This is a genomic window from Pectobacterium nicotianae (genome assembly GCF_023272715.1).
GTDB lineage: Bacteria > Pseudomonadota > Gammaproteobacteria > Enterobacterales > Enterobacteriaceae > Pectobacterium > Pectobacterium brasiliense.
In genome coordinates, this window is record NZ_CP096821.1 from 4,749,471 (window position 1) to 4,775,865 (window position 26,395).

General features: G+C 53.3%; 21 protein-coding genes. 7 read left to right on the plus strand and 14 right to left on the minus strand.

The window, feature by feature from the left end; genetic code table 11:
* Positions 1-80: 80 nt before the first annotated feature.
* The 4 genes from xylR to xylF all read right to left on the minus strand — a co-directional run bounded on the left by xylR (position 81) and on the right by xylF (position 5,212).
* Complete coding sequence (gene xylR / locus MYB54_RS21180; protein ID WP_010284195.1) at positions 81-1,259, minus strand: D-xylose utilization transcriptional activator XylR; 1,179 nt, start codon at positions 1,257-1,259, stop codon at positions 81-83.
* Positions 1,260-1,395: 136 nt separating this feature from the next.
* Positions 1,396-2,526 carry a xylose ABC transporter permease XylH gene (gene xylH, locus MYB54_RS21185; RefSeq protein ID WP_219606105.1) on the minus strand — a complete coding sequence of 377 codons (1,131 nt, stop codon included), beginning with the start codon at positions 2,524-2,526 and terminating at the stop codon, positions 1,396-1,398.
* Between the two features lie 28 nt (positions 2,527-2,554).
* Positions 2,555-4,096, minus strand: coding sequence for a xylose ABC transporter ATP-binding protein (locus tag MYB54_RS21190; protein ID WP_039284984.1), 1,542 nt, complete (start codon positions 4,094-4,096; stop codon positions 2,555-2,557).
* A gap of 120 nt (positions 4,097-4,216) precedes the next feature.
* Positions 4,217-5,212 carry a D-xylose ABC transporter substrate-binding protein gene (gene xylF, locus MYB54_RS21195; protein ID WP_039483224.1) on the minus strand — a complete coding sequence of 332 codons (996 nt, stop codon included), beginning with the start codon at positions 5,210-5,212 and terminating at the stop codon, positions 4,217-4,219.
* 351 nt (positions 5,213-5,563) lie between these two features.
* On the opposite strand from xylF, the gene xylA reads away from it, so the two are divergent.
* Positions 5,564-6,883, plus strand: a complete 1,320-nt coding sequence (xylA, locus tag MYB54_RS21200; protein ID WP_039284980.1) for a xylose isomerase — start codon at positions 5,564-5,566, stop codon at positions 6,881-6,883.
* Positions 6,884-6,955: 72 nt separating this feature from the next.
* Positions 6,956-8,413 (plus strand): xylulokinase, encoded by a 1,458-nt coding sequence (xylB, locus tag MYB54_RS21205; RefSeq protein WP_248721324.1) that lies wholly within the window; start codon positions 6,956-6,958, stop codon positions 8,411-8,413.
* A gap of 31 nt (positions 8,414-8,444) precedes the next feature.
* Here xylB and MYB54_RS21210 read toward each other — a convergent pair whose 3' ends face one another.
* Both MYB54_RS21210 and exaC read right to left on the minus strand, forming a co-directional pair.
* Positions 8,445-9,437, minus strand: coding sequence for an acyltransferase (locus tag MYB54_RS21210; RefSeq protein ID WP_205547230.1), 993 nt, complete (start codon positions 9,435-9,437; stop codon positions 8,445-8,447).
* Between the two features lie 213 nt (positions 9,438-9,650).
* Positions 9,651-11,186, minus strand: a complete 1,536-nt coding sequence (gene exaC, locus MYB54_RS21215; protein WP_039501784.1) for an acetaldehyde dehydrogenase ExaC — start codon at positions 11,184-11,186, stop codon at positions 9,651-9,653.
* Positions 11,187-11,404: 218 nt separating this feature from the next.
* Between exaC and fdhD the strand changes: the two genes are divergently transcribed.
* From fdhD to MYB54_RS21230, 3 genes are all read left to right on the plus strand, one after another.
* Complete coding sequence (fdhD, locus tag MYB54_RS21220) at positions 11,405-12,238, plus strand: formate dehydrogenase accessory sulfurtransferase FdhD (RefSeq protein WP_039284971.1); 834 nt, start codon at positions 11,405-11,407, stop codon at positions 12,236-12,238.
* A 235-nt stretch (positions 12,239-12,473) separates the two neighbouring features.
* Complete coding sequence (sodA, locus tag MYB54_RS21225; RefSeq protein ID WP_010284182.1) at positions 12,474-13,100, plus strand: superoxide dismutase [Mn]; 627 nt, start codon at positions 12,474-12,476, stop codon at positions 13,098-13,100.
* 299 nt (positions 13,101-13,399) lie between these two features.
* Positions 13,400-15,292, plus strand: a complete 1,893-nt coding sequence (locus MYB54_RS21230) for a methyl-accepting chemotaxis protein (protein ID WP_248721325.1) — start codon at positions 13,400-13,402, stop codon at positions 15,290-15,292.
* A 95-nt stretch (positions 15,293-15,387) separates the two neighbouring features.
* On the opposite strand, the gene MYB54_RS21235 is transcribed toward MYB54_RS21230, so the two are convergent.
* The 8 genes from MYB54_RS21235 to MYB54_RS21270 form a co-directional block, all read right to left on the minus strand.
* Entirely contained in the window at positions 15,388-15,750 is a 363-nt protein-coding gene (locus tag MYB54_RS21235; RefSeq protein WP_039279892.1) for a YibL family ribosome-associated protein, read from the minus strand.
* A 126-nt stretch (positions 15,751-15,876) separates the two neighbouring features.
* A complete protein-coding gene (locus tag MYB54_RS21240) occupies positions 15,877-16,407 on the minus strand; it encodes an MltR family transcriptional regulator (RefSeq protein ID WP_039316676.1) in 531 nt (176 codons plus the stop codon).
* Between the two features lie 153 nt (positions 16,408-16,560).
* Positions 16,561-17,709, minus strand: a complete 1,149-nt coding sequence (locus tag MYB54_RS21245; protein WP_039501779.1) for a mannitol-1-phosphate 5-dehydrogenase — start codon at positions 17,707-17,709, stop codon at positions 16,561-16,563.
* 61 nt (positions 17,710-17,770) lie between these two features.
* Positions 17,771-19,678 (minus strand): PTS mannitol transporter subunit IICBA, encoded by a 1,908-nt coding sequence (locus MYB54_RS21250; RefSeq protein ID WP_039516192.1) that lies wholly within the window; start codon positions 19,676-19,678, stop codon positions 17,771-17,773.
* A gap of 435 nt (positions 19,679-20,113) precedes the next feature.
* Positions 20,114-20,818, minus strand: coding sequence for a DUF3053 domain-containing protein (locus tag MYB54_RS21255; protein WP_080164207.1), 705 nt, complete (start codon positions 20,816-20,818; stop codon positions 20,114-20,116).
* Between the two features lie 350 nt (positions 20,819-21,168).
* Positions 21,169-23,238, minus strand: a complete 2,070-nt coding sequence (gene glyS, locus MYB54_RS21260; RefSeq protein WP_248721326.1) for a glycine--tRNA ligase subunit beta — start codon at positions 23,236-23,238, stop codon at positions 21,169-21,171.
* Positions 23,239-23,247: 9 nt separating this feature from the next.
* Positions 23,248-24,162, minus strand: a complete 915-nt coding sequence (gene glyQ, locus MYB54_RS21265) for a glycine--tRNA ligase subunit alpha (RefSeq protein WP_010286428.1) — start codon at positions 24,160-24,162, stop codon at positions 23,248-23,250.
* A 127-nt stretch (positions 24,163-24,289) separates the two neighbouring features.
* Positions 24,290-25,096: a sulfite exporter TauE/SafE family protein gene (locus MYB54_RS21270; RefSeq protein ID WP_039284960.1), complete on the minus strand. Its 807-nt coding sequence runs from the start codon at positions 25,094-25,096 to the stop codon at positions 24,290-24,292.
* A 259-nt stretch (positions 25,097-25,355) separates the two neighbouring features.
* Here MYB54_RS21270 and MYB54_RS21275 point away from each other — a divergent pair, with 259 nt between their 5' ends.
* Positions 25,356-25,919, plus strand: coding sequence for a DNA-3-methyladenine glycosylase I (locus MYB54_RS21275; protein ID WP_014913686.1), 564 nt, complete (start codon positions 25,356-25,358; stop codon positions 25,917-25,919).
* The gene (locus MYB54_RS21280) at positions 25,916-26,389 is read left to right on the plus strand and encodes an N-acetyltransferase (protein ID WP_039284958.1); all 474 of its coding nucleotides are present in this window, start codon (positions 25,916-25,918) and stop codon (positions 26,387-26,389) included. Before MYB54_RS21275 ends, MYB54_RS21280 begins: the two co-directional genes overlap by 4 nt.
* Positions 26,390-26,395: the final 6 nt, after the last annotated feature.

The following is a 26,395-nucleotide window of genomic DNA, read 5'->3' on the forward strand; positions in this document are numbered from 1 at the left end:
TTCACCAACCTAATGATAAGGCGCGCACCCTCGCGCCTTCCTGCGTGACCTTCCAGCATGACCTTCTTTTATGGATAGCCTTAATAACCTTCCCCATAACGCTCGCGGTACTCTTTCGGCGTGATGTCATACCCTTTCTTAAAGACGGCATAGAAATAGGGCAGCGAAGGATAGCCACACATCAACGAGATCTCACCAATCGAGAGCGAGGTCGATATCAGCAAGTTACGCGCCCGATCCAGCTTCTCCTCATGAATCATGCCGTGAATGGTCTGGCCGACTTCGTCTTTGAAGCGTTTTTCCAGATTCGAGCGGGAAATCCCTACTGCATCCAATACCTGCTCAACCTTAATCCCTTTGCAAGCGTGATAGCGGATAAAGTGCATCGCCTGAATAACGGCAGGATCGTGCACAGAGCGATAATCCGTTGAACGACGTCCAACCACCCGAACCGGCGGCACTAAAATACGTTGTAGCGGCACATCGGCCTGATTCAACAGCAACTGGTGCAGCAGTTTCGCTGCGCGATACCCCATTTGGCGCGTACCCTGCGCCACTGACGAGAGCGCAACGCGTGAAAGGTAACGAATCAGATCTTCGTTATCGATCCCAATGACACACAGCTTTTCCGGTACGGCAATATTCAGGTGTTCGCAGACCTGCAACAGATGGCGCGCACGGGAATCTGTCACCGCAATAATCCCCGTCTGCGGCGGTAACCCCTGCACCCAATCAGCCAGCCGATTTTGCGCGTATTGCCAGTTATCCGGCGAGGTTTCCATTCCCTGATACACCACGCCCTGATACTTTTCTGCCGCAACCAACTGCCGGAAAGCATGCTCCCGTTCCTGCGCCCAGCCCTTCCCGCCCGATGCCGGCAGGCCATAAAAAGCAAAACGGTTCAGCCCTTTCTCTTTGAGGTGCATAAACGCGCTTTCCACCAGTGCATAATTATCTGTCGCGATATAATGCACAGGCGGATAATCCTCGGGCTGATGGTAGGAACCGCCCACCCCCACCAGCGGAACATTCACATCCTGTAGCAGCCGCTTGATCTCGCCATCGTCAAAATCGGCAATCACGCCGTCGCCCAGCCACTCTTTGATGTTATCAATGCGGCAACGGAAATCCTCTTCAATGAAGATGTCCCAGTCACACTGGGAAGCCTGTAAATACTCGCCAACGCCTTCAACCACCTGACGGTCATACACTTTATTGGCGTTGAACAGCAGCGTGATGCGATAGCGTTTTTCAAACATGGCCGTTGGCGCTCATTAATCGCAAGTTCCTTGAATAAAGTCTTCTTCCTTGAATAGCACAGTGCCCCAAGAGGCCAAAATAATTTGCTGATTATTGCGAGCCGCCACGTATTTCCTTCGCAGACTCGACGTCGCATCATACGCGCCGCTTTGTTGCGGTATCCATCCACACCGCCAACAGCAGGATTCCGCCTTTTACGACGTATTGCCAGAACGTCGGCACATCGAGCATGCTCATCCCGTTATCCAGCGACGCCATGATAAATGCCCCCATCACCGCACCCGCGACGCTACCAATGCCGCCAGCCAGACTGGTGCCGCCAATCACGCAGGCAGCAATCGCATCCAGCTCGGCAATGTTCCCGGCGGATGGCGACCCCGCCCCCAGTCGTGAACTGAGAATCAGCCCGGCAACCGCGACCATCAGGCCGTTAATCGCGAACACCGCCATTTTGGTGCGCTCGACATTCACGCCCGATAGGCGGGCAGCATCGATATTCCCGCCCACAGCATAGATGCGGCGGCCAAATGCGGTTCGCGTCGCCAGAAAAATGCCGCCCAGCATCAACAGCGTCAGCACCAGAACCGGCGTTGGCACACCGCGATAGTCATTCAGCAGATAAATCGCGCCCAGCACCACCAGTGCCGTAAATGTCTGGCGGCCAATATCGCCTGCGGGCGGATTTACCGGTAACCCTAATCGGGCGCGGCTGCTACGCCGACGCCACTGCCAGGCAATAAACACCATTAGTCCGATGGCACCGAACATAAAACCCATGCCGGAAGGCAGATAGCTTTGCCCAATCTGCGACATCGCCTCGCTGGTCGGGGAAACCGTGGTCCCGTTGGTGATGCCGATCAGAATGCCGCGAAAAGCCAACATCCCCGCCAGCGTCACGATAAAAGAAGGGACTTTCCGGTAGGCGACCCACCAGCCATTCCACGCACCCAGCAATAATCCCAGCGCGAGCGTCACAACGATGGTCAACGGCAAGGGCCAGCCAAACCAGACATCAAAAATCGCCGCCGCACCGCCCAATAGCCCCATCATCGAACCGACCGACAGATCGATTTCGGCGGAGATAATGACAAACACCATACCGACCGCCAGAATGCCGGTGATCGCCGTTTGCCTCAGCAGGTTGGAGAGGTTACGCGCGCTGAGATACGCCCCGTCGGTCATGTAGGTGAAAAAGAGCATGATGGCGATGATGGCGGCAATCATCACGTAGACCTGAAGATTGATGCTTTTCAACCGTTGCAGCATCGAGGCAGAGCCCGCGACATGTTGTTGTTCAGACTGCGATGTTTTCAGCACGATGTTCACTCCTCAATGCAGCTTCCATAACCTGTTCCTGGGTTAAATCACGATTGACCAAATCCGCTTTGATCCGCCCCTGATGCATCACCAATACCCGATCGCTCAACCCCAGCACTTCGGGCAATTCAGAAGAAATGACAATGACGGCAATGTGCTGTTTTACCAGCGCATTAATGAGCTTATAAATTTCGTATTTAGCACCGATGTCGATGCCGCGCGTGGGTTCATCGAGAATCAGAATGCGGGGATTCAACAGCAGACATTTCGCCAGCACCGCTTTTTGCTGGTTGCCGCCGCTTAACCGGGCAATCGCCAGCTCTGGGCTGGAGGTTTTCACTTTCAGATTCGCGAGCGACTGCCGGATGATGTCCTGCTCACGGGCATCATCCAGCATGGAAAACGACCCTGTGAATTGGTCGAGTGCCGCCAGCGTCATGTTCTGCGCCACGCTCATCACCGGAACGATGCCGTCTTTCTTACGGTCCTCCGGCACCATCGCAATGCCTTGCGCCATCGCCTGTTGGCAATTGCTGATGGTCACTGGCTTACCGTCAATAAAGATGTCGCCCTGCCAATGGCCGTGATAGGCACCAAACAGGCACTGCACCGTCTCCGTACGCCCTGATCCAACCAGCCCGGCAATGCCGAGAATTTCGCCTCGGTGTAGAGCAAACGAGACATCATCCACCCGACGAATATGGCGATTCACAGGGTGCCAGGCGGTCAGGTGTTCTACGCGCAGCACTTCTTCACCAATGACATGCGGTTCATTGGGATAAAGCTCCGTCAGTTCACGCCCCACCATCATGGCAATGATCTGGTCTTCGCTCAGCTCGGCAGCCGGACGCGTACCAATCGGCTTCCCGTCGCGAATCACACAAATCACATCGGAAATGGCTTTAACTTCGTTAAGCTTGTGCGAGATATAGATGCAGGCAATACCGTGATCGCGCAGATCCTGAATGATCTCCAGCAGGATTGCGGTTTCCCGCTCGGTCAATGAGGCCGTTGGCTCATCCAGCACCAGCAGACGCACCTGCTTGTTCAGCGCTTTGGCGATTTCCACCAGCTGCTGCTGACCTAATCCAAGCTCACCCACTTTGGTATTCGGGTCGACAGCCAGCTTGACCTGCTCCAGCATGCGCTGGCAGCGGAGGTACATATTGTCGTAATCCATCACGCCAAAACGCGTCCACTCATTGCCCAAAAAGAGGTTCTCCAGCACCGTCATCTCTTTCACTAGCGCCAGTTCCTGATGAATGATCGCGATGCCCTTTTGCTCCGTATCACGAATATGGTTGGCACGTAGCTCATCACCAGAGAACACGATCTGCCCGTCATAGCTGCCATACGGATAAATGCCACACAGCACCTTCATTAAGGTGGATTTCCCTGAGCCATTCTCGCCACACAGCGACAAGACCTGACCCGCGTCCAGCATCAGGCTAACGTTGTCTACGGCTTTCACCGCGCCAAACGCCTTGGTGATGTTTTTCATTTCCAACAGATGCGGCATCATTGGCCTCCGTGATTCAGGTGTCTCAGGCCTCGCCTGCGACAGTGGCGAGCCACAACGTTATGTCGTGGCCCGTAAACTTCTTTCCTACATCCTGAAATCTATTGGCGGTGGAGTGCGTTAATACACATCCGCTTTTTTGTGGAAGCCATCGGCAATGACGGTGGAATCGATATTGGATTTATCGACGGGAATCGGAGTCAGTAAGAAGGAAGGAATGTCTTTCAACCCATTGTTTAATTTAGCGTTGGATTCCGGGGCTTTATCGGAACCGAGCGCCACGGCGATATCTGCGGCGTCTTTCGCCAGCTTGCTGATCGGTTTATAGACCGTCATGGTTTGCGTGCCTGCCACAATGCGTTTGATTGCTGCCAGATCGGCATCCTGACCGGAAATCGCCACTTTCCCTGCCAATCCCTGTGCGGCAAGCGCCTGAATCGCCCCGCCCGCCGTAGCATCGTTCGATGCCACAACCGCATCAATCTTATTGCTGTTCGCCGTTAGCGCATTTTCCATAATTTTCAGCGCATTCTCTGGTAGCCAGGCATCAACCCACTGATCGCCGACCACTTTTATTTTCCCACTCTCGATCAACGGCGTGAGCACTTTCATTTGCCCCTGACGAAACAGCTTGGCATTATTATCGACCGGAGAGCCTCCCATTAAGAAATAGTTCCCGCCAGGCACCTTATCGACGAGATATTTCGCCTGTAGTTCTCCAACCTTCTCATTATCAAATGAAATATAAAAATCCACGTCCGCATTATTAATCATGCGGTCGTAAGCAAGCACTTTTATTCCCTCACGCTTTGCTTCCGCAATAACATTACCAAGTACCTGACCGTTATAAGGAATAATCACTAATACATCGACACCGCGATTGATCATGTTTTCTATTTGAGAAATTTGCGTCGCTTCATTGCCGTTTGCTGATTGAACAAAAACATCAGCACCCTGCTTTTTGGCTTGCTCAACAAAAAGATCGCGATCTTTCTGCCAGCGTTCGAGACGCAAGTCATCAATCGCCATACCTATTTTAACGTCCTTCGCGAATCCGGGCTGACAAGCAAGAATGAATACGGCACAAGCTGAGAGTAAAAAATGGTTAACTTTCATCATAGAGTACCTTTTTTATTTAAGATGCAGGGCCTAAGACTCCAATCGCCAGCAAAGTATTGTCGCTAAACATCCCTCCATCAATTACAGATTTTTATCCTCCAATTATGTTTTTTGGTTTAATTTCCGTTTTTTGATACGGGTCATATTTTATTGTCGAGTCACATTTTCATTTTGTTACCTATTGCGAAGCGTATTCAGAGTAAAAGCCCTTATTTTTGCGACACAGCGCACATTTAATAATTCTCTGAATTTCAGTGTGAAATAACGTAATTGAGGAAACCTTCATCCACTCCGAAAATTAATCCCATTCCCGTCTCTTCCGTCTGGGTGGTTTCTAAGGAGTTAACAATGCAAGCCTATTTTGAACAGATCGAAAAAGTCCGTTATGAAGGTAGCCAAAGCAACAATTCCTTCGCCTTTCGTCACTACAACCCCGATCAGGAAATACTCGGTAAACGTATGGCGGACCACTTGCGTTTTGCCGTCGCGTATTGGCACACATTCTGCTGGAATGGCGCGGATATGTTCGGCGTCGGCTCTTTTGCCCGGCCGTGGCAGCAGTCAGGCGATGCGCTGGAGCTGGCGAAGCGCAAGGCGGATATCGCATTCGAATTTTTTCAAAAGCTCAGCGTGCCTTACTACTGCTTTCATGACGTCGATGTGGCGCCGGAAGGGAACTCACTGAAAGAGTATCTGCATAACTTTGCGGTCATTACTGATGTCCTGGCGGAAAAACAACAGGATAGCGGTGTGAAGCTGCTGTGGGGCACCGCCAACTGCTTCACCCATCCCCGCTACGGCGCAGGCGCGGCCACCAATCCTGACCCAGACGTCTTTGCCTGGGCCGCCACACAGGTGTTCACCGCCATGAACGCGACCCAAAAACTGGGTGGTGAAAACTATGTACTGTGGGGCGGACGTGAGGGATATGAAACCCTGCTCAATACCGACCTGCGTCAGGAACGTGAACAGATCGGCCGCTTCATGCAGATGGTCGTCGAGCATAAACACAAAATCGGCTTTCAGGGCACGCTGCTCATCGAACCGAAGCCGCAGGAACCGACCAAACATCAATACGATTATGATGTCGCCACCGTTTATGGCTTCCTGAAGCAGTTTGGGCTGGAAAAAGAGATTAAAGTCAACGTGGAAGCCAACCACGCGACGCTGGCAGGCCATTCCTTCCATCATGAAATCGCCACCGCTGTCGCGCTGGGCATTTTCGGATCTGTCGATGCAAACCGCGGCGATCCGCAGCTCGGCTGGGACACCGATCAGTTCCCTAACAGCGTGGAAGAGAACGCGCTGATCATGTACGAAATTCTCAAAGCGGGTGGCTTCACAACGGGTGGCCTGAACTTTGATGCCAAAGTTCGCCGCCAGAGTACCGATCGCTATGACCTTTTCCATGCGCATATCGGCGCGATGGATACGATGGCACTCGCGCTCAAGGCTGCCGCCAGAATGATTGAAGATGATAAGCTCAATCAGCTAGTCGCTAAACGCTATGCAGGCTGGAACGGGGAACTGGGTCAGCAAATCCTGCAAGGTAAGGCCTCGCTGGAATCGCTTGCTCGGTATGCGGAAAGCCATCAACTGGCACCGCAGCACCAGAGTGGCCAGCAGGAATTGCTGGAAAATCTGGTTAACCGCCACCTATTTGGCTAAAACGGGACGCTCACTACACCACACCTCCTGCGACAGACTAACCCCTGTCGCAGAGGCTTATCAGGAGCCACTATGTATATCGGTATTGATCTGGGTACTTCCGGTGTGAAAGCCATCTTGCTGGATGAAGCAGGCAAGGTGGTTGCCAGCCATAGCGCCGCGCTGAGCATTTCCCGTCCGCATCCGCTCTGGTCGGAGCAAGCGCCTGAAGACTGGTGGCAGGCAACCGATCAGGCATTACACGGGTTGGCGGCAGCACATAGCCTTCGTGCCGTGAAAGCGCTGGGGCTGACCGGGCAAATGCACGGGGCGACCTTGCTGGATGCACGCCAGAATGTGCTGCGCCCTGCGATTCTCTGGAATGACGGACGCAGTGCAGCCCAATGCCGAACGCTGGAACAACAGGTACCAACATCGCGTCAGATTACCGGCAACCTGATGATGCCGGGCTTTACCGCGCCCAAACTGAAATGGGTGCAAGAAAACGAAAGCGAGATCTTCCGCCAAATCGATAAAGTTCTGCTACCGAAAGACTATCTCCGCTGGCGTCTGACAGGGGAATTTGCCAGCGATATGTCCGATGCGGCTGGAACGCTTTGGCTAGACGTTGCCAAACGAGACTGGAGCGATACCCTACTGGAAGTCTGTTCGTTGAGCCGCAAGCATATGCCCACGCTGTATGAAGGCAGCCAGATTACCGGCTATCTGCGAGCTGACATCGCCAGCCGCTGGGGCATGGATCCCGTCCCCGTCATTGCTGGCGGTGGAGATAACGCAGCAGGCGCGATTGGCGTCGGGCTGTATCAAACGGGTCAGGCGATGCTGTCTCTCGGCACATCCGGCGTTTACTTCGCCGTCAGCGATGGCTTTCTCAGCAATCCGCAGCATGCCGTCCACAGTTTCTGCCACGCGCTGCCGAATACCTGGCATCTGATGTCCGTGATGTTAAGCGCCGCATCCTGCCTCGACTGGGTCGCCCGTCTGACGCACGCGGAGAGCGTTCCCGCGCTGCTGCAGGAAATCGCCTCGACACCAGCCGATGACACGATAACGCCAGTGTGGTTCTTGCCTTATCTTTCCGGCGAACGCACGCCGCACAACAATCCCGATGCCAAAGGCGCATTCTGGGGACTCACCCACCAGCACGGACGCTCGGAACTGGCAAAAGCAGTATTGGAAGGGGTGGGCTTTGCGCTTGCCGACGGCATGGATGCACTGCATATGACGGGGCTCAAGCCCGATAGTATTACGCTGATTGGCGGCGGCGCACGCAGCGCCTACTGGCGGCAAATGCTGGCGGATATCAGCGGTCAAACGCTGGAATACCGCACGGGAGGGGATGTCGGCCCTGCGCTGGGTGCCGCACGTCTGGCGCAAATCGCCATGCATCCGCATACGCCACTGGCAGAACTCCTGCCGCCGCTACCGCTGGAACAGACTCATCAACCCGATCCCCAGCGTCACGCAAACTATGCCGAGCGGAGGCGTACATTTACGGCACTCTACCAGCAGCTGAGTCCGCTGATGTAGCACCAGTTCGTCCGGTACGCCGGACGAATCGTCAACTCACCCAGCGACGCACATCGATTTTCTGTAGCGCCATCGAAAGCAGCAGGCTAGCCCCCAGCGCGATGGCGAAAACAGAGAAGATATCGAGAACCGGATGAGCTGGCAGCATCACATCATGCGTACGCAGATAGTGAATGATCAACGCGTGGAAACCGTAAATCGCCAGCGAGTGGCGCGAAATGGTGGCGAAGCCCGGTAAAATCCGCTGGCTACCGTAGTGCTTAAACACCACCAGAAGGCTGACCGCAGCCAGAAACACCAGCGGGCCACAGTAAATGTAAAATGTCTGGGTGAACGTATCGTTCAGTAATGTGTGGTGCTTCGTTCCCATCGCAATCAACGCGACACACGCAATGAAGAAGGGGATAGCGGCTAGCACGACTTTCTTTGGTACTTCCAGCATACCCAGCGCACGCCCCAGCGCGGCGTACAGCACATAGTAAAACGTATCGCCGTAAATATAGAGATTCACCGGCAGTAATTTAAACCCTTCAAATTCCACCCGCCCCGTATTGGGGTTAGCGACAACGGCCAGCAAGATAATCAAGACGGCTAAATATTTACCCGATACCGGCTTGATAGTAATAAGTGGAGAGAGTAGATAAATCACGATAATCGCGTAGAAAAACCATAAGTGATAAAAGATCGGTTTTTGCAGCGCATGATGCAATGAATTCAGACCATTAATTGGCGTGAGCGTCGCAATATAGATCAGTGCGACCGTACTGTAGAAAAGCAGACATAAGCCGATACGCAGAAAATGTTTCTTCCCCGCACGACGTTCACCAAAGAATAAATAGCCCGAGATCATGAAAAACAGCGGAACGCAGACGCGCGAGGCAGAATTCAGGATATTCGCCACATCCCAGTGCCCGTCGCCCGGCGTGCCACCCGCCGTAATATAGTACGTTGTGCTATGAATCAGAACGACCATCATGCAGGCCAACGCCCGCAGGTTATCAATCCAGCCGATCTTATCCGTCATGCACAACCTCTTGAAAGCAAAGCGCTATTCAAAACAGCGTAGCCGTTGTTAGGCGCTGGCACAATCGATTATTAACAACCAGCAACTATCAATGATCAGCTATCAACAATCGGGTAAATCTGAGTGATAAGGACGGATTAATGCAGGCAAACCATATGGGTTAACGCCATGCGTACTCACCAGAAAAGGCAAGAACAGCACGGCGTTCGTGAATCAGAACAGCCCCATCGGCTTATCAGAGTAGCTCACCAACAGACACTTGGTTTGCTGATAGTGTTCCAGCATCATTTTATGGTTTTCACGCCCGATACCAGACTGCTTATAACCCCCAAATGCCGCATGCGCCGGATAGGCGTGATAACAGTTGGTCCAGACGCGCCCGGCCTGAATACCGCGCCCCATCCGGTAAGCAATATTGCCGTTACGGCTCCACACGCCAGCCCCCAGACCGTATTCCGTATCGTTGGCGATCTCCAGTGCGTCATCCATCGTTTTGAAGGTCGTGACCGCCAGCACCGGTCCAAAAATTTCCTCCTGGAAGACGCGCATACTATTTTTACCGAACAAGATCGTCGGCTCCAGATAGTATCCTTCCGCCAGCCCGCTCGGCATTGCCTTGCGCTGACCGCCCGTGAGCACGCGTGCGCCCTCTTTCTTACCGATATCAATATAGTTAAGGATGGTGTCGAGCTGACCTGCGGATACCTGCGCGCCCATCATGGTTTTGCTATCCAGCGGGTTACCGATGCGGATAGCCTCAACGCGCTTGATTGCCCGTTCCATAAAGCGATCGTAGATAGATTCCTGCACCAGCGCACGGCTCGGACAGGTACAGACCTCGCCCTGATTGAAGGCAAACAGCGTGAAGCCTTCGAGCACTTTGTCAAAGAAGCTGTCTTCCTTGTCCATCACATCGGCAAAGAAGATGTTCGGCGATTTACCGCCCAGCTCCAGCGTTACCGGCGTCACGTTCTGCGCCGCATAGCTCATGATCTGCTGGCCTACCTCAGTCGATCCGGTGAATGCCACTTTCGCAACGCGTTTCGACGTCGCCAGATATTCACCAATTTCGCTGCCCGACCCATTAACGACATTGATGACGCCTGGCGGCAGCAGATCCTGAATCAGTTCCATCAAAATCAGCACCGACATCGGCGTCAGTTTGGCGGGTTTCAGCACAATACAGTTGCCGGCAGCCAGCGCGGGGGCCATCTTCCAACAGGCCATTAGCAGCGGGAAATTCCAGGGAATAATTTGCCCGACAACGCCGAGCGGCTCATGAAAATGATAGGCCACGGTATCGCCGTCAATTTCGCTAATCCCTCCCTCTTGCGCGCGGATACAGGCCGCGAAATAGCGGAAGTGGTCAATCGCCAGCGGCACATCCGCCCCGCTGGTTTCGCGTATCGGTTTACCGTTATCCCAGGTTTCCACCTGCGCCAGCAGCTCAAGATTTTGCTCCATCCGGTCGGCGATTCGGTTAAGCACCAACGCGCGTTCCTGCACCGACAGGCCACCCCATTCCGCTTTTGCCTTGTGAGCAGCATCCAGCGCGTGGTCAATATCTCGCGTTGACGAACTGGCCACTTCACACAGCGGTTGGCCAGTTACTGGCGTCAAATTGACAAAATACTGACCAGCATCAGGTGGAACCCAGGCTCCGCCGATAAAATTGTCATAGCGTTTTTTCAGATTGAGAGAACCATATTCGCCAGATGCGGATCGGCCTTCGAGATTATCGTGCGCCATTTCAGTCTCCTTTCATTTCCGGGTGAGCGGCCATGCCGCAGTGAAAAAGAGGCAAACAGTAAGCAGTTAAATTAAGCCTATACGGGGTATGGGGTTAGCGACAGGATTCGGCCAGAGAAGAAGGCAACTCTTCGAGTTGACGCACAGTTTCTTGCGAGAAAAAGTCGCATCCCTTCAGGCGCGGTGAAATAATACTTTTAATTTCCAGGGTTACTAACATGCAGGTATTTCAGGTGGAAGGGGTTCATTTACCAGCGGATGCCGCCCTTGAAGGCGCAACGCAACATTCAGTCTATCATCCCGATTCGCTGCAGCAGCCACAGTCTGACTGGCTGGCGGAAGAGGTGCCTGTTGCGTTGGTTTATAACGGCATATCGCATGTCGTCATGATGGCCTCACCGAAGGAACTGGAACAGTTTGCTCTCGGGTTTTCCTTATCTGAAGGCATTATTCAATCACCGGCTGATATCTACGGCATTGATGTACAAGCCGCCTGTAATGGCATCGAAGTACAGATTGAGCTTTCGAGCCGACGCTTCGCAGGGCTAAAAGAACGCCGCCGGGCGATGGATGGCCGCACAGGCTGCGGCGTATGTGGCGTAGAGCAGCTCGCGGAAATCGGCAAACCGCTCGCCCCTCTCCCCTTCACACAGACATTTTCCCTTAGCAAACTTGAAAACGCGCTAGTGCGGCTACGCGATGTGCAGAAGATCGGCCAAGTGACAGGCTGTACTCACGCCGCAAGCTGGGTCGCGCCAGACGGCACGCTGTCCGGGGGAAGCGAAGACGTCGGCCGCCATGTCGCGCTGGATAAACTGCTGGGTACCCGAGCGAAACAGGGGTGGCAGCAAGGCGCTGCACTGGTTTCCAGCCGGGCCAGCTATGAAATGGTCCAAAAATCCGCCATGTGCGGCGTGGAAATCCTGTTTGCTGTCTCTGCGGCGACCTCGCTGGCTGTGGAGGTCGCACAGCGCTGCAACCTGACGCTGGTCGGTTTTTGTCGGCCGGGACATGCGACTATCTACACACATCCGCAGCGTCTGAGCGCGTAAGAGACACCGCCAGAGCAGCGGCGTTTTGCAGGCGATGGGCATAGATTAATTTGTTTTTACATAGTGCAATAACGACATAAGCGTTTGTTATCATGAAGTAAAGCAATCTGATTCATGCCACCCATTCGAGAATAATCATTTTCAATATCATTTAATTAACTATAATGAAGGTATTGCTTACGCGGTACTAACAACACAGTGCCGTAACATTTTTTTTACCATGGAGATGCTAAACATGAGTTATTCACTGCCATCGCTGCCTTATGCTTATGACGCACTGGAACCGCATTTCGACAAAGAAACGATGGAAATTCACCATTCCAAACACCATCAGGCTTACGTCAATAATGCTAACGCCGCGCTGGAATCTCTGCCTGAACTGGCTAAATTGTCTGCTGAAGAGCTGATCGCTCAACTGGATAAAGTTCCTGCGGAAAAAAGAACTGCACTGCGTAACAACGCGGGTGGCCACGTTAACCACAGCCTGTTCTGGAAAGGCCTGAAAGTCGGCACGACGCTGACTGGCGATCTGAAAGCCGCCATCGAGCGTGATTTCGGTAGCGTTGACGCGTTTAAAGAGAAATTTGAGCAAGCAGCAGCAACCCGCTTTGGTTCTGGCTGGGCGTGGCTGGTACTGAAAGACGACGGTAAACTGGCCGTTGTGTCTACTGCAAACCAAGACAGCCCGCTGATGGGTGAAGCCGTTTCTGGTGCATCTGGCTACCCAATCGTCGGTCTGGACGTATGGGAACACGCTTACTACCTGAAATATCAGAACCTTCGTCCAGCTTACGCTAAAGCATTCTGGAACGTGTTGAACTGGGACGAAGCCGCTGCCCGTTTCGCTAGCGCGAAAAAATAAAACCGCTGAGTGCCTGATACCATCAGGCCTCTTCTGCGTTTGAATATAAACTGGAATAACAGTCTGTTATTCCAGTTTTTTATTATCCCTCCCTGGACGTCGAGCCGCATGTCCGCCGGCTATCCTCGCTCACTGCCACATAAAGTTTCAGAGTAAAGTGCCGATATCTACTGCGGGTTTTTATCAGGTTGTTTTGCAGGGATAAGCTTGGTAAGCGGTAATCCGAGATGCTAACACCGCTAAGCAAGTGTGCATCAGGATAGTGAATTCGACTCAATACGATATAGTGGTGGGATGTGATGGCTATGAATTTTGACAATCTAAAAGTCGGTAAAAAATTAGGCTTAGGCTTTTTCCTGATTCTGCTGATGACCATGGTGATTGCCGGTGCGGGCATTATGCATATTGGCTCGCTGAAAGACAGTATTAATAAAGTTAATTTAAGCAACGATATTAATGATGAAATTAACCAGGCTAAATATTACCGCGCATTATACGGCACCACTTATAATCCTGATGATATAAAAAAGAACGTTGAGCACATTGCCAATGTGAGTAAACTCGCTGAAAAAGCAAAAGAATTTCACTGGCCAGAAAGTGATTCCAAGAAAATAGCCAGTATTCCCACATTAATTACCAGCTATCAGGAAAAACAAAGTAATTATATTAATGCAGTGGGAAAAAAGGATGCCGTCAGAAAAAGCTGGAATATCTCAACAACAGAAAAACCGCTAGAACAGCTCAACGATCAATTAAAGGCGGACAACAACAGCACTACTCTTCAATTATTACTTTCTGACCTGAACCAAAAACTGATTGCCGTCCGCTACCACGTTCGTGGGTTATTACTGTCTACCAATAAAGAATCCGAAGAAAAGCTGACGGATGCCATCAACGCAGCACAAACATCATTGACCTTCCTGTATCAGAGCCTGTCTGCCGAACAGCGTGAAACACTGTCTCCCGTTCTGGCAATAATGAACAATTATGAAGAGCAGGTCCTGGCCTATATGCCGGCCTATGAGGAGGAAATGGCGCAGGCGGGGCAAATGCAGGTTGTCGCCGGACAGTTAAACGACGTAGTTAAATCCCTGCTCAGCGATCAGTTGGCGGCATCGCAGGAAGACATTCGCAATGCCACGCTGCAAATGAGTATCGCCGCGCTGATTACGCTACTGCTTGGTCTGCTGATTTCCTGGTTCATTTCACGCCAAATCACCACACCGCTTGGCAACACATTGAATATGGCTGAGAAAATCGCGACAGGCGATCTCACCATGTCCATCAACACGACGCGTAAAGATGAGCTGGGTCAGTTGATGAGTGCGATGTCGAAAATGAATGACAACCTGCACAATATGATCGATGACATTCGCGTCGGCGTCAGCCAGATTTCTAACGCATCCAGCGAGATCGTCGCGGGTAACACAGACCTGTCATCACGTACCGAGCAGCAGGCTGCTGCCGTTGAGCAAACCGCCGCCAGCATGGAGCAACTCACTGCGACAGTTAAGCAAAACGCGGATAACGCCCACCACGCGAACAAGCTGGCAATCAGCGCATCTCAAACCGCAAAACAAGGCGGTGAGCAGGTGAATAACGTGGTGCAAACCATGACGGCGATTGAGAGCAGTTCTAAGCGTATCGCGGAAATTACGTCCGTCATCAACAGCATCGCCTTCCAGACCAACATTCTGGCCTTGAACGCCGCGGTGGAAGCCGCCCGCGCCGGTGAACAAGGCCGTGGCTTTGCTGTGGTTGCCAGCGAAGTCCGTAGTCTTGCCCAGCGCAGTTCTCAGGCCGCGAAAGAAATCGAAGGCCTGATCTCTGAATCGGTTACTCAGGTATCACGCGGAGCGACGTTGGTTGGCAATGCCGGTAAAACGATGAATGATATCGTCACCTCTATCACGCAGGTGCATGACATCATGGGTGAAATTGCTACCGCATCGGATGAGCAAAGCCGCGGAATCAGCCAGGTTAGCCAGGCGATTGTTGAGATGGACAGCACCACGCAGCAGAACGCCGCACTGGTTGAACAATCCTCTGCCGCTGCCGACTCGCTGGAAGAGCAGGCAAGACTGCTGAAGCAGGCAGTTTCCGTCTTCCGTCTGGCAAACACGCAGCATGATGACACCCCTGCGGGTATCGCGTTTGCCGACCAAACGCATCGTCTGCACGCGCCGCGCTAATATCAACAACCGTACCAAAAACGACAAAGCCCCTGTTAAACAGGGGCTTCATCAACGAATCCATCACCGGCATCGGTCTGCGCAGAGAAGAAACCTCAGAACGGTTTCGGCGCGAAGCCTGTCATCTCTTTTAAACCCATCTCGCGCCCCAGGGCCGTCATCGGGTGCACCACCACCAAACCACGAACGCTTTTCTTCAACGTCCCCATATCAGCTTGCTCTTTTTTAGTAATCGCACGTTTGAAAGGCAGGTTCGCCAGTTTCTGTGCTTCTTTGCTGAGCTTCTGTTCTCTCACGTTACGCAGGCGCTCGATTTCAGCCGTTAGCTTCTCGCAGGCCTCCAGATTGAGGGCGATTGCTTCAGCATCACCTTGTTCCAGCAGCGTGGTCTGCTTACGCGTCAGCTTATCCAGTTGGTCGCTAAGGCGCTTGATCTCTGCTTTTTCCTGCTCTTTCATAAAAGATAACCTATATAACGGGAGAATAATGCGGGGCACAGCATACACTATACGCTAAATAATTCGAGTTGCGTGAAGGCGGGAACCGCATGACATGACGCAGTGACGTAATATAGCGGAGTGGGATTAAAACGCCTTTTTCAGACTGATTTGCGCAATCAATGTGGTCAGGGATAGCACCAGCGTGGAGCGCACCATCTGCTGATAACGCTGCTGTTGCATACTAACCAGAAGCGGATCGGCGGCGTCTGCCCCCGGCGGCAAGGCGGGTTCTGTAGGCAATGCCGCAACGCAGTGCAGCTCGCCGATAGGCCCCAGAATCTCATCATCGGTAAAACGGTAATGCCGATCGTCGTGTGCCAGCTCTTCGCCCAGCGCCATTAACAGTTCAGCATCTTCGTACTCTTTACGGCTGATCATTCCCAGGCCATAAATCAGTTTCAGGCGCACGGAAAGGTCGCCCAGCGGGCCCGTTCCCGTCATCAGGGGTTCAACGGCATATTTCACCGCATAGTCATCTTTACGGAACACCTGCAACATCAGGATACTAACCGCTTCAGCCAGCAGCTCAACAGCGCAGAGCATAAAATCGCGCACGGTCTTCCCTGAGTTCAGCGCTTCCAGAACCCGGTTTTCAAACGCCTGTGTTTCTTCCATCGTCACTTCTCGACCCTTTTACCCCGCCCACAGCATCCCCCATCTCGGCAGCATGCTTACCGGCAGGTGTGGCGACATCCTATCCCCGACGTCGCCCGTATACCTTACACCGTGTCGAAAAGACCACACCTGCCTGATGACGAGACACGCCGATTACTGCATGGCGTTATACACATTCACTGCTTGCGCGACAACCTCGCTGTCAGCATCCAGACCAGAAATCTGCACCAGCGCCGCCTGCGGCCCCTGAGTACGGATTAACTCGGCCAGTTCCAGCGCCTGCGGATCCTGTTCACTGCGATAATGCATCGCGGCAGCAATGCCGGTAATCAGGTTGTCATGCGGTAAATGGTATTCCAGCGTGCCGAGCAGCGGCTTGATCAAACGGTCGCCTGCACTCAGCTTGCGCAGCGGCTGACGGCCAACGCGCTCTACGTCATCGTGCAGATGCGGGTTTTCAAAACGGCTGAGAATCTTGTTGATATAGGCCGCGTGTTTCTCCGCATCAAAACCGTAGCGTTTGATGAGTACCGCGCCGCTCTCTTCCATTGCGCCTTTGACCACGGCTCTGACTTTCGGGTCGAGAATCGCATCGCGGATCGTTTGATGGCGCGCCTGCTGGCCGAGGTAGGCCGTAATCGCGTGGCCAGTATTCAGCGTAAAGAGCTTACGCTCGACAAATGCCATCAGGTTGTCGGTCAGTTCCATGCCGGGAATCGCTGGCGGCTCACCGCAGAACTGGGTTTTATCGACAATCCATTCGCTGAAGGTTTCTACCGTCACCGCCAGCACATCGTCGCTACCGGCTTCGGAAGGAGGAACAATGCGATCCACGGCGGAATCCACGAATCCCACATGCTCAACAACCCATTCCTGATGGCCTTCCGGCAGCAGTTTCAACACATGCTGTTTTAACTGGCTAGTGCCACGCACCATATTTTCACAGGCAATAATGTTCAACGGCCGGGTATTGCCGTCGTTATGACGCTTAACCAGCCCCTGAGCGATAGTTCCGGCGATTTTTTCCAGAATCTGCGGCCCCACAGCAGTTGTCACCAGATCGGCAACGGCAATCAGCGCGACGGCATCCTGGCTGCCGCTGTGAACGGCGCTAACGTTGCTCACGGTATCAACCTGCGTGTTATCGCCGACAATCCGCACCGTATAGCTTGTACGGCTGTTCAGGGCATCCAACAGCGGCTGATTGACGTCAGCGAATGTCAGTTCGACGTTGGCATCGGCCAACAATTTCCCAATAAACCCACGGCCAATATTACCCGCGCCAAAGTGTAATGCTTTCATGAGACATAACCTTAAAAAAACATAAAAAGAGGCCGCCCGCAGGCGGCCCTAGCCACATCAATTAGGCACTCTTTTTACCGGAGAGTAAGTCGAGTACTTCCTGAACATCCTGGGTCTGTGCCAGACGTTCAATGACGGCATCATCATCCAGCGCGTTGGTCAGACTGGTGATGACCTGAATATGTTCGTTGTTGCGCGCGGCAATACCGATAACCAGACGCGCAACCTCATCTTCTTCATCGCCAAAGCGAACGCCTTCAGGATATTGGCAGAAGACAACGCCCGTTTTCAGCACGCGATCTTTCGCTTCAATCGTACCGTGCGGCACGGCAATCGATTCGCCCAGATAGGTGGAGGTCAGCTTTTCACGTTCCAGCATCGCTTCAACATACGCAGGCTCGACATAGCCGCCTTTCACCAGTTGCTCACCGGCGAAACGGATTGCCTGCTCTTTGTCTGTCGCATGCTGATTCAGGAACACATTGCCTGCACCCAGTTGGAACAGGTTAGTCTGTGCGTCGGCTACCGCAGGTGCTGGCGTCGCGACGGCTTCAGACTTCACGGCACCCTGTGCTGCGGTAAGACGTGCTACCAGATCGCTATACAGACCGCTATCAAGGAAGTTGGTCAGCGAAATGTGCTGTGCCTGCGGCGCATGACGCATCGCACGTTCGGTCAGGTCACGGTGCGTAATCACCAGATCGACATCGTCCGGCAGACTATTGATCGCGCTGTTCGTCACCGAAATGTTGGTTAGCCCGGCATCCTGAACTTTCTTGCGCAGCACACCAGCACCCATCGCGCTGGAACCCATACCGGCGTCACACGCTACGATGATTTTACGCACGGTGCTCATATCACCGCTGATACCCGCGTTAGTCGCCGTACCTTTAGAAGACGCTTTCATTTCCTGCATGCGGCGCGTTGCGTCGCTCAGGTCTTCTTCTTTTTGCTTGGTGCTTTTCAGCAGAATCGCCGACACGATAAAGGACACCGCGAAAGCCGCTGCAATGGCCGCAAGGTTAGCGAAGTAAGCGCCTTTTGGCGTCATCGCCAGCACCGCCAGAATGGAGCCCGGAGACGCAGGAGAAACCAAACCGCCGCCCAGCACGCTCAGCGTAAACACGCCGGTCATCCCGCCCAGAATCACCGCGATAATCAGACGCGGATTCATCAGCACATAAGGGAAGTAGATTTCGTGAATCCCGCCCAGGAAGTGGATAATCGCCGCACCCGGTGCTGATTCTTTCGCGTTACCACGACCGAAGAACATGTACGCCATCAGCACGCCCATACCCGGGCCTGGGTTCGCTTCGATCAGGAAGAAAATAGATTTGCCAGTTTCCGTCGCCTGCTGAATGCCCAGCGGCGAGAAGATACCGTGGTTAATGGCGTTGTTCAGGAACAGAATTTTCGCCGGTTCAACAAAGATAGACGTAAACGGCAGCAGGTTGTTCTGTACCATCAGGTTAACGCCGGAAGCCAGCACCTGAGAGAAGACTTCAACTAGCGGACCAATCGCCAAAAACGACAGGATTGCCAACAACATACCGATGATACCGGCAGAGAAGTTGTTGACCAGCATTTCAAAGCCGCTCTTGATTTTACCGTCGACCATGCGGTCAAAACGTTTGATCGCCCAGCCGCCCAATGGGCCCACAATCATAGCGCCGAGGAACATCGGGATATCGGTCCCGACGATCACACCCATCGTCGTAATCGCACCCACCACACCGCCACGCTCACCGAATACCAGACGTCCGCCGGTATAACCAATCAGCAATGGCAGCAAATAGGTAATCATCGGACCGACGAGCTTCGCCAATGTTGCATTGGGGAACCAGCCAGTAGGGATAAACAGCGCGGTAATAATACCCCAGGCGATAAATGCGCCAATGTTGGGCATCACCATATTACTGAGGAAGCGACCAAAGTTTTGCACCTTGATCTTAATATCTGGTGAAAGCATAAAAACACACCCCTATTGAAACGCGCTGACAATAAGAGCGCGTGGTAATTATCGTGAGACGGCGTGGCAATAAAACACCGATTACCACAAGAAGACTTCCGTCATTATTACTGTATGCAGCGCGGACTCTAACACGCTGTTTTCATACCGCAACTCCATGGCGGTAACGTGACAAAAATCACACAACCACCCTACATCAACGATACAAATAGGTGATTTACTTCACAAAAAACCGTTAAAAATGAAAAACTAAACAGATTTTTAGACAAACACCGCACCTTATATGTGATTTGAATCACACTTTCAATGCCTGTATTTGTTTTATTTATGTGATGTTAATCACAATTTATTTTTACCCTCTCACCAGCCACACGCATCTTATCCAGAATACCTCTCTGCCATATCGCATCGCTAAAGCGTCGGAGCACGACGCGGTTAGGGATAGTTCACGCCAGTTATTCCTCTGAGCGCATTCATTAAATTCTGCTGCTGTAGAGGTAACGCTGCCACCATGCTGTTATATTGCGCCACCTGTTGCGGCGTACGGAATTGCACAGACGCGCCATTAAACACCGCCTGATCGCCCTGAGCCTGAAGGAAATCGCCGATCTGGATCAGGCTCTGTGCGAAGGCAATCGCATTCGGAATGGCGGGTAGCAGCGCATTGGTAGGCTGTATTACCGTGCGTGCATACAACCGCTCATAGGGTATTTGCACTTCTTCGGGCTGTTTTAGCAGCCGATGGGCGTTGTCCGCCTGCACTTTCGCCGCCTGCACATGCTGGCTCAACAGGTTCATTGCCCCGATGGATTGGCGAAGATCATCACGCTGCGTCAGATAGTCTTTAGGAACACGAATACGGGAAATTTGCCCCAGCATCGGTGTTAAACTGCCAGACACCGCCTGATTAAACTGCTGAGAAAAGGTGGTTAAGATCGCGTAATCGTTAGTGAAATTGCCAAAATTCTTCTTCTGCTCTTCCGTCAACGTCGGCAATTTCCCATCCTGCTGCGACTGCACGCTTTGCAGGAACGCAACGAATGCCTTCCGCTGATCGGCTTCGCTGTCACCACAGGCAGCCAGCTGCAATGCCGCCAGAATAACCAGAACTGGCAGCAGCCAGCGTGAACGGTACGTCATCAGCCTTCTCATTCCCTACTCCTGTTACGCTTACTGCCCCGCCAGCCGTGCTTTATTCAAACAAAAACACGCTGACGACGGATTTTCCATGACAAGATTTTCTACGACATAAGCATAGTCGAATCGGGCTGGCTGTGCAGAAAAAGGCCAGGTCTGACAACGAATACCGATTGTTTAAGCATCGAGATACACGGAGCGACGATAGGATTTTACCAACGGAGCCGTCAGTCGATACGGATCGATACGAATCGATACCGTGGGGTGAGGCGGGACGCTTTGCGGCGCGGAAAAAAATAACCCCCGAACGGGCGAAGCGGCTCGGGGGTTGGGATGACGTAACGCTATTGTCGTTATTGCAGGACGGAAATATCCGCAACCTGCAAGAACAGCTCACGCAGTTGGCTCAGCAGCGTCAGACGGTTCACTCGAACCTGCTCATCTTCCGCCATGACCATTACCTGATCGAAGAACGCATCGACAGGCTCACGCAGTGAGGCCAGCTCAACCAGCGCTTCCTGATAGCGACCTTCAGCGAACAGCGGCGTCAGTTTGTCGCGCAGCACGACAAGGTGCGTTGCCAGCGTAATTTCCGCCGCGTCTTTCAATACGGCAGCGTTGACGCTCTCGTTCAGCGTATCGGTAGACTTCGCCAGAATGTTGGAAACGCGCTTGTTAGCCGCAGCCAGCGCCGCGGCGGCATCCAGCGAACGGAAGTGGCTGACGGCTTTCACGCGGGCATCGAAATCAGCCGGACGGGTCGGACGACGCGCCAATACCGCCTGGATGGTATCCACGCTGTGGCCTTCTTCCTGATACCAGGCACGGAAACGACCGAGCATAAACTCAATCACGTCATCCACAACCTTGGCATTAGACAGCTTATCGCCATACAAACGCACCGCTTCTTCGGTCAGCGTCTGCAAGTCCAGCTGCAGACGTTTTTCGACGATGATGCGCAGCACACCGAGGGCGGCACGACGCAGCGCAAACGGGTCTTTGTCGCCTTTAGGGTGTTGGCCGATGCCAAAAATCCCTGCCAGCGAATCCATTTTGTCGGCAATCGCCAGCGCACAGGCCACCGCAGAAGACGGCAGTTCGTCACCCGCAAAGCGCGGCTGATACTGCTCATTCAACGCCACGGCAACATCTTCCGCTTCGCCATCATGACGCGCATAGTGCATCCCCATCACGCCCTGCGTGTCGGTGAATTCGAACACCATGTTGGTCATCAGGTCACACTTGGACAGCAGACCCGCACGCGTCGCGTGATTCACATCAGCGCCAATCTGACCAGCAACCCAGCCAGCCAGCGCCTGAATACGGTCAGTTTTGTCGCGCAATGAACCTAACTGCTGCTGGAACAAGACGGTTTCCAGACGCGGCAGGTGATCTTCCAAACGCTTCTTACGGTCGGTATTGAAGAAGAATTCGGCGTCAGCCAGACGCGGGCGCACCACTTTTTCGTTACCGGAAATAATCTGTTGTGGATCTTTGGACTCGATATTGGCAACAAAGATGAAGTTTGGCAGCAGATTGCCGCTGTTGTCGTAAACCGGGAAATACTTCTGGTCACCTTTCATGGTGTAAACCAGCGCTTCGGACGGCACAGCGAGGAATTTTTCTTCAAATTTCGCGGTCAGCACCACTGGCCATTCCACCAACGAGGTGACTTCTTCCAGCAGGCTGTCGCTCAGATCGGCATTACCGCCAATCTTGCGTGCGGCTTCTTCTGCATCGGCTTTGATTTTCGCTTTACGCGCATCGTAGTCGGCGACGACTTTACCGCGCTCCAGCAGAATCTGCGGATACTGTTCGGCGTTATCGATCGTAAATTCAGCTTCACCCATAAAGCGGTGGCCGCGAAGAGTACGAGCGGAATCGATACCCAATACCTGACCGGGGATCAGTTCTTCACCCAGCAGCATGGTTACCGTGTGCACCGGACGCACAAACTGCGTTTCCTTGTCGCTCCAGCGCATCAATTTTGGAATCGGCAGCTTCGACAATGCAGTGCTTACCATGCCAGCCAGCAGTGTCTGCGCCTGTTCGCCTTTCGCGTGGGCGCGATACAGCAGCCACTCGCCTTTGTCGGTCGTCAAACGTTCAGCTTGCTCAACGGTAATACCACAGCCACGCGCCCAGCCTTCTGCCGCTTTGGTCGGTTTGCCTTCAGCATCAAACGCTTGTGAGATAGCCGGACCACGTTTTTCTACTTCGCGATCGGGCTGAGAAGCGCTTAAGCGTGCCACTTTCAGCGCCAGACGACGCGGCGCGGCAAACCAGCTTACGTCACCGTGTGCCAGATTGGCGGCATCCAGCTCCGCCGTGAAATTCGCGGCAAAAGATTCTGCCAGATTACGGAGAGCCTTCGGCGGCAGCTCTTCCGTGCCAATTTCCACCAGAAAAGTCTTGTCAGTCATTGCTGCCTCTTAGCTCTCTTTCTTATTACACATCGGGAAACCCAACGCCTCACGCGAGGCATAGTAGGCTTCCGCAACCGCTTTGGTCAGGGTACGAATACGCAGAATGTAGCGCTGGCGTTCGGTAACCGAGATCGCTTTACGCGCATCCAGCAGGTTAAAGCTGTGCGCCGCTTTCAGAATGCGTTCGTAAGCCGGTAAAGGCAGCGGTTTTTCCAGCGCCAGCAGGTGCTGCGCTTCTTTCTCATATTGCTCGAAGCAGCTGAACAGGAAATCGACATCAGCGTGTTCAAAGTTGTAGGTCGATTGCTCGACTTCGTTTTGATGGAACACGTCGCCGTAGGTGGTTTTCCCTAACGGGCCATCGCTCCAGACCAGATCGTAAACGCTATCAACGCCCTGAATGTACATCGCTAGACGTTCCAGACCGTAGGTGATCTCGCCCGTCACCGGTTTACATTCCAAACCGCCAACCTGCTGGAAGTAGGTAAACTGCGTGACTTCCATACCGTTCAACCAGACTTCCCAGCCCAGGCCCCATGCGCCCAGCGTTGGGTTTTCCCAGTTGTCTTCCACGAAGCGGATATCGTGAATGGTCGGATCCATACCCAGCTCTTTCAGAGAACCGAGGTACAGCTCCTGAATATTGTCCGGTGATGGCTTAATAACGACCTGAAACTGGTAATAGTGCTGTAAGCGGTTCGGGTTTTCACCGTAGCGCCCATCGGTCGGACGACGAGAAGGCTGCACATAGGCGGCAGCCATCGGCTCCGGTCCCAGTGCCCGCAGGCAGGTCATAGGGTGTGAAGTGCCTGCGCCGACTTCCATGTCCAATGGTTGAACAATGGTGCAGCCCTGGCGAGCCCAATAATCCTGTAACGTCAGGATCAGGCCCTGGAAGGTCTTGGTATCAAACTTTTGCATGTTGGATTCGCGCGCGATACAAGTGGATTTATAAGGAATGCGCCAGTATACCCTCTGACCGCAAGATATACAGCCAGAATGCGGCAACAAGTGCAAATCCCCCGTCATCATCTTTCAAATTTCAGGATCAGCCTGAAAAAACGGTCTGCAACATCTTCAGGCTCAACAGCAGCAACAGCGCGGCAAAGGCCTTTTTCAGCGTCGCCACGGGCAGACGGTGCGCCAGACGAGCCCCAACGGGCGCGGTGAAGAAGCTGACGGCAGAAATCAGGAGAACGGCAGGCAGAGACACATAGCCGACGCTGTAATCAGGTAACCCCGTCGTCGACCAGCCGTTAATCATGTAGCCCAGCGCGCCGGACAGGGCAATGGGTAACCCCACAGCCGCCGATGTGCCAATCGCCTGCTGAATACGGACGTTGCACCACGTCAGGAACGGCACGGTGAGCGACCCGCCGCCGATAGCCACCAGCGCCGAAATGCTGCCAATTACCAGCCCGGCCAGCGACACGCCTGCCGTACCGGGCAACTGGCGCTGCGGTTTTGGCTTGATATTCAGCACCATTTGCAGCGAAACGTAGGCCATAAAGCAGGAGAAAAAGATCGCCAGCGCCCGCGTCGGTAACAGCGTCGCCAGCCAGGTGGCCGCGAATGTCCCAATCAGGATGGCAGGCGTAATCCGCATCACCACAGGCCAAAGCACCGCCTGATGTTGATGATGGGTACGCAGGCTAGAAATTGCTGTGACGACGATGGCCGCCATTGACGTGCCTAACGCCAGATGCACCAGATGCGTATTCTCCACACCCTGTGCAGCAAACAGCGCCGTTAGCACTGGCACCATAATACCGCCACCGCCAATACCCAATAATCCCGCCATAAAACCAACTACCGCGCCTAATGCCAGATAGGCTGCTACCCACTCTACTGCCATTCCCTGTACCCCTGTCTCTGTCTATGCTTTTCTTATGATCGATTGAACAGCCTTGAGCGAATAAATAGCCCTAAGCTGTTGGCGAAACATTATTCATGATTCCGCGACGACTTTCTGCCCCATCCGCAAACGACCTTTCATATCTGCGAGCACGCCCGCAAAACACTGGTTGCATATACAGCAACATAAGTGCCATGATCGAATCCTACTTGCGACAGACGCCTTACAATGAACGGCTCACCCTAATCAGGAGAAAGGTATGCAACGCTGCGGCTGGGTTACACAAGACACCTTATATCAGGATTACCACGATAACGAGTGGGGGAAACCCTGCACCGACAGCCAGAAGCTGTTTGAGTTACTGTGTCTGGAAGGCCAGCAGGCAGGTCTTTCCTGGATTACCGTCCTGAAAAAACGCGAGCACTATCGCCGTTGCTTCCACCAGTTCGATCCTGAGCAAGTGGCACAGATGACGCAGGATGACGTCGAGCGACTGGTGCAGGACAGCAGCATTATTCGCCATCGCGGAAAAATCGAGGCGATTATCACCAATGCAAAAGCGTGGGTGGCGATGGAAAGTCAGGGAGAGAGTTTCTCGCACTTCATTTGGTCTTTCGTCGAACACCAACCGCGTCTCAATCACCCCGCGTCGCTCGCCGAGGTGCCAGCCAAAACGGACGTTTCGGATGCCATGTCCAAGGCCCTGAAGAAACGTGGCTTCAAATTTATCGGCTCAACCATCTGTTACGCCTTCATGCAGGCGGGTGGATTGGTCAACGACCATGTCACCGACTGCTTTTGTCATCAGGAAAGCACCTCATGATTCGGCCTTACCGCGACCCCGATCTCGAACCGCTGATGCAGCTTTGGCTGAAGAGCACCACTCTGGCGCATCCGTTTATTCGTGAAGGTTACTGGCGAGAAAGTGCCAGCGCGGTACGTGAGATCTATATTCCCCAGTCGCAAACCTGGGTTTATGAGGAACAAGGGAGCCTCATCGGCTTTATCAGCGTGCTGGAGGCACGGTTCATCGGCGCGCTGTTTGTGGAACAAGCCTATTATGGCAAGCAGATTGGTACAGCGCTGATCCAGCATGTTCAGGCACAGTATCCCTTACTCAGCCTGGAAGTGTATCAGCAGAATACGCGCGCCTGCCGGTTCTACCATAAGCAGGGATTTGTCATCGTGGAGGAAAACGTCAATCAGGACACACAGGCCACCGCACTCATCATGCAGTGGGCGAACGAGGGAGCAGCCAATGCCACTCCCTCCGGTTCAATTGATCATTTCTGAGTCATC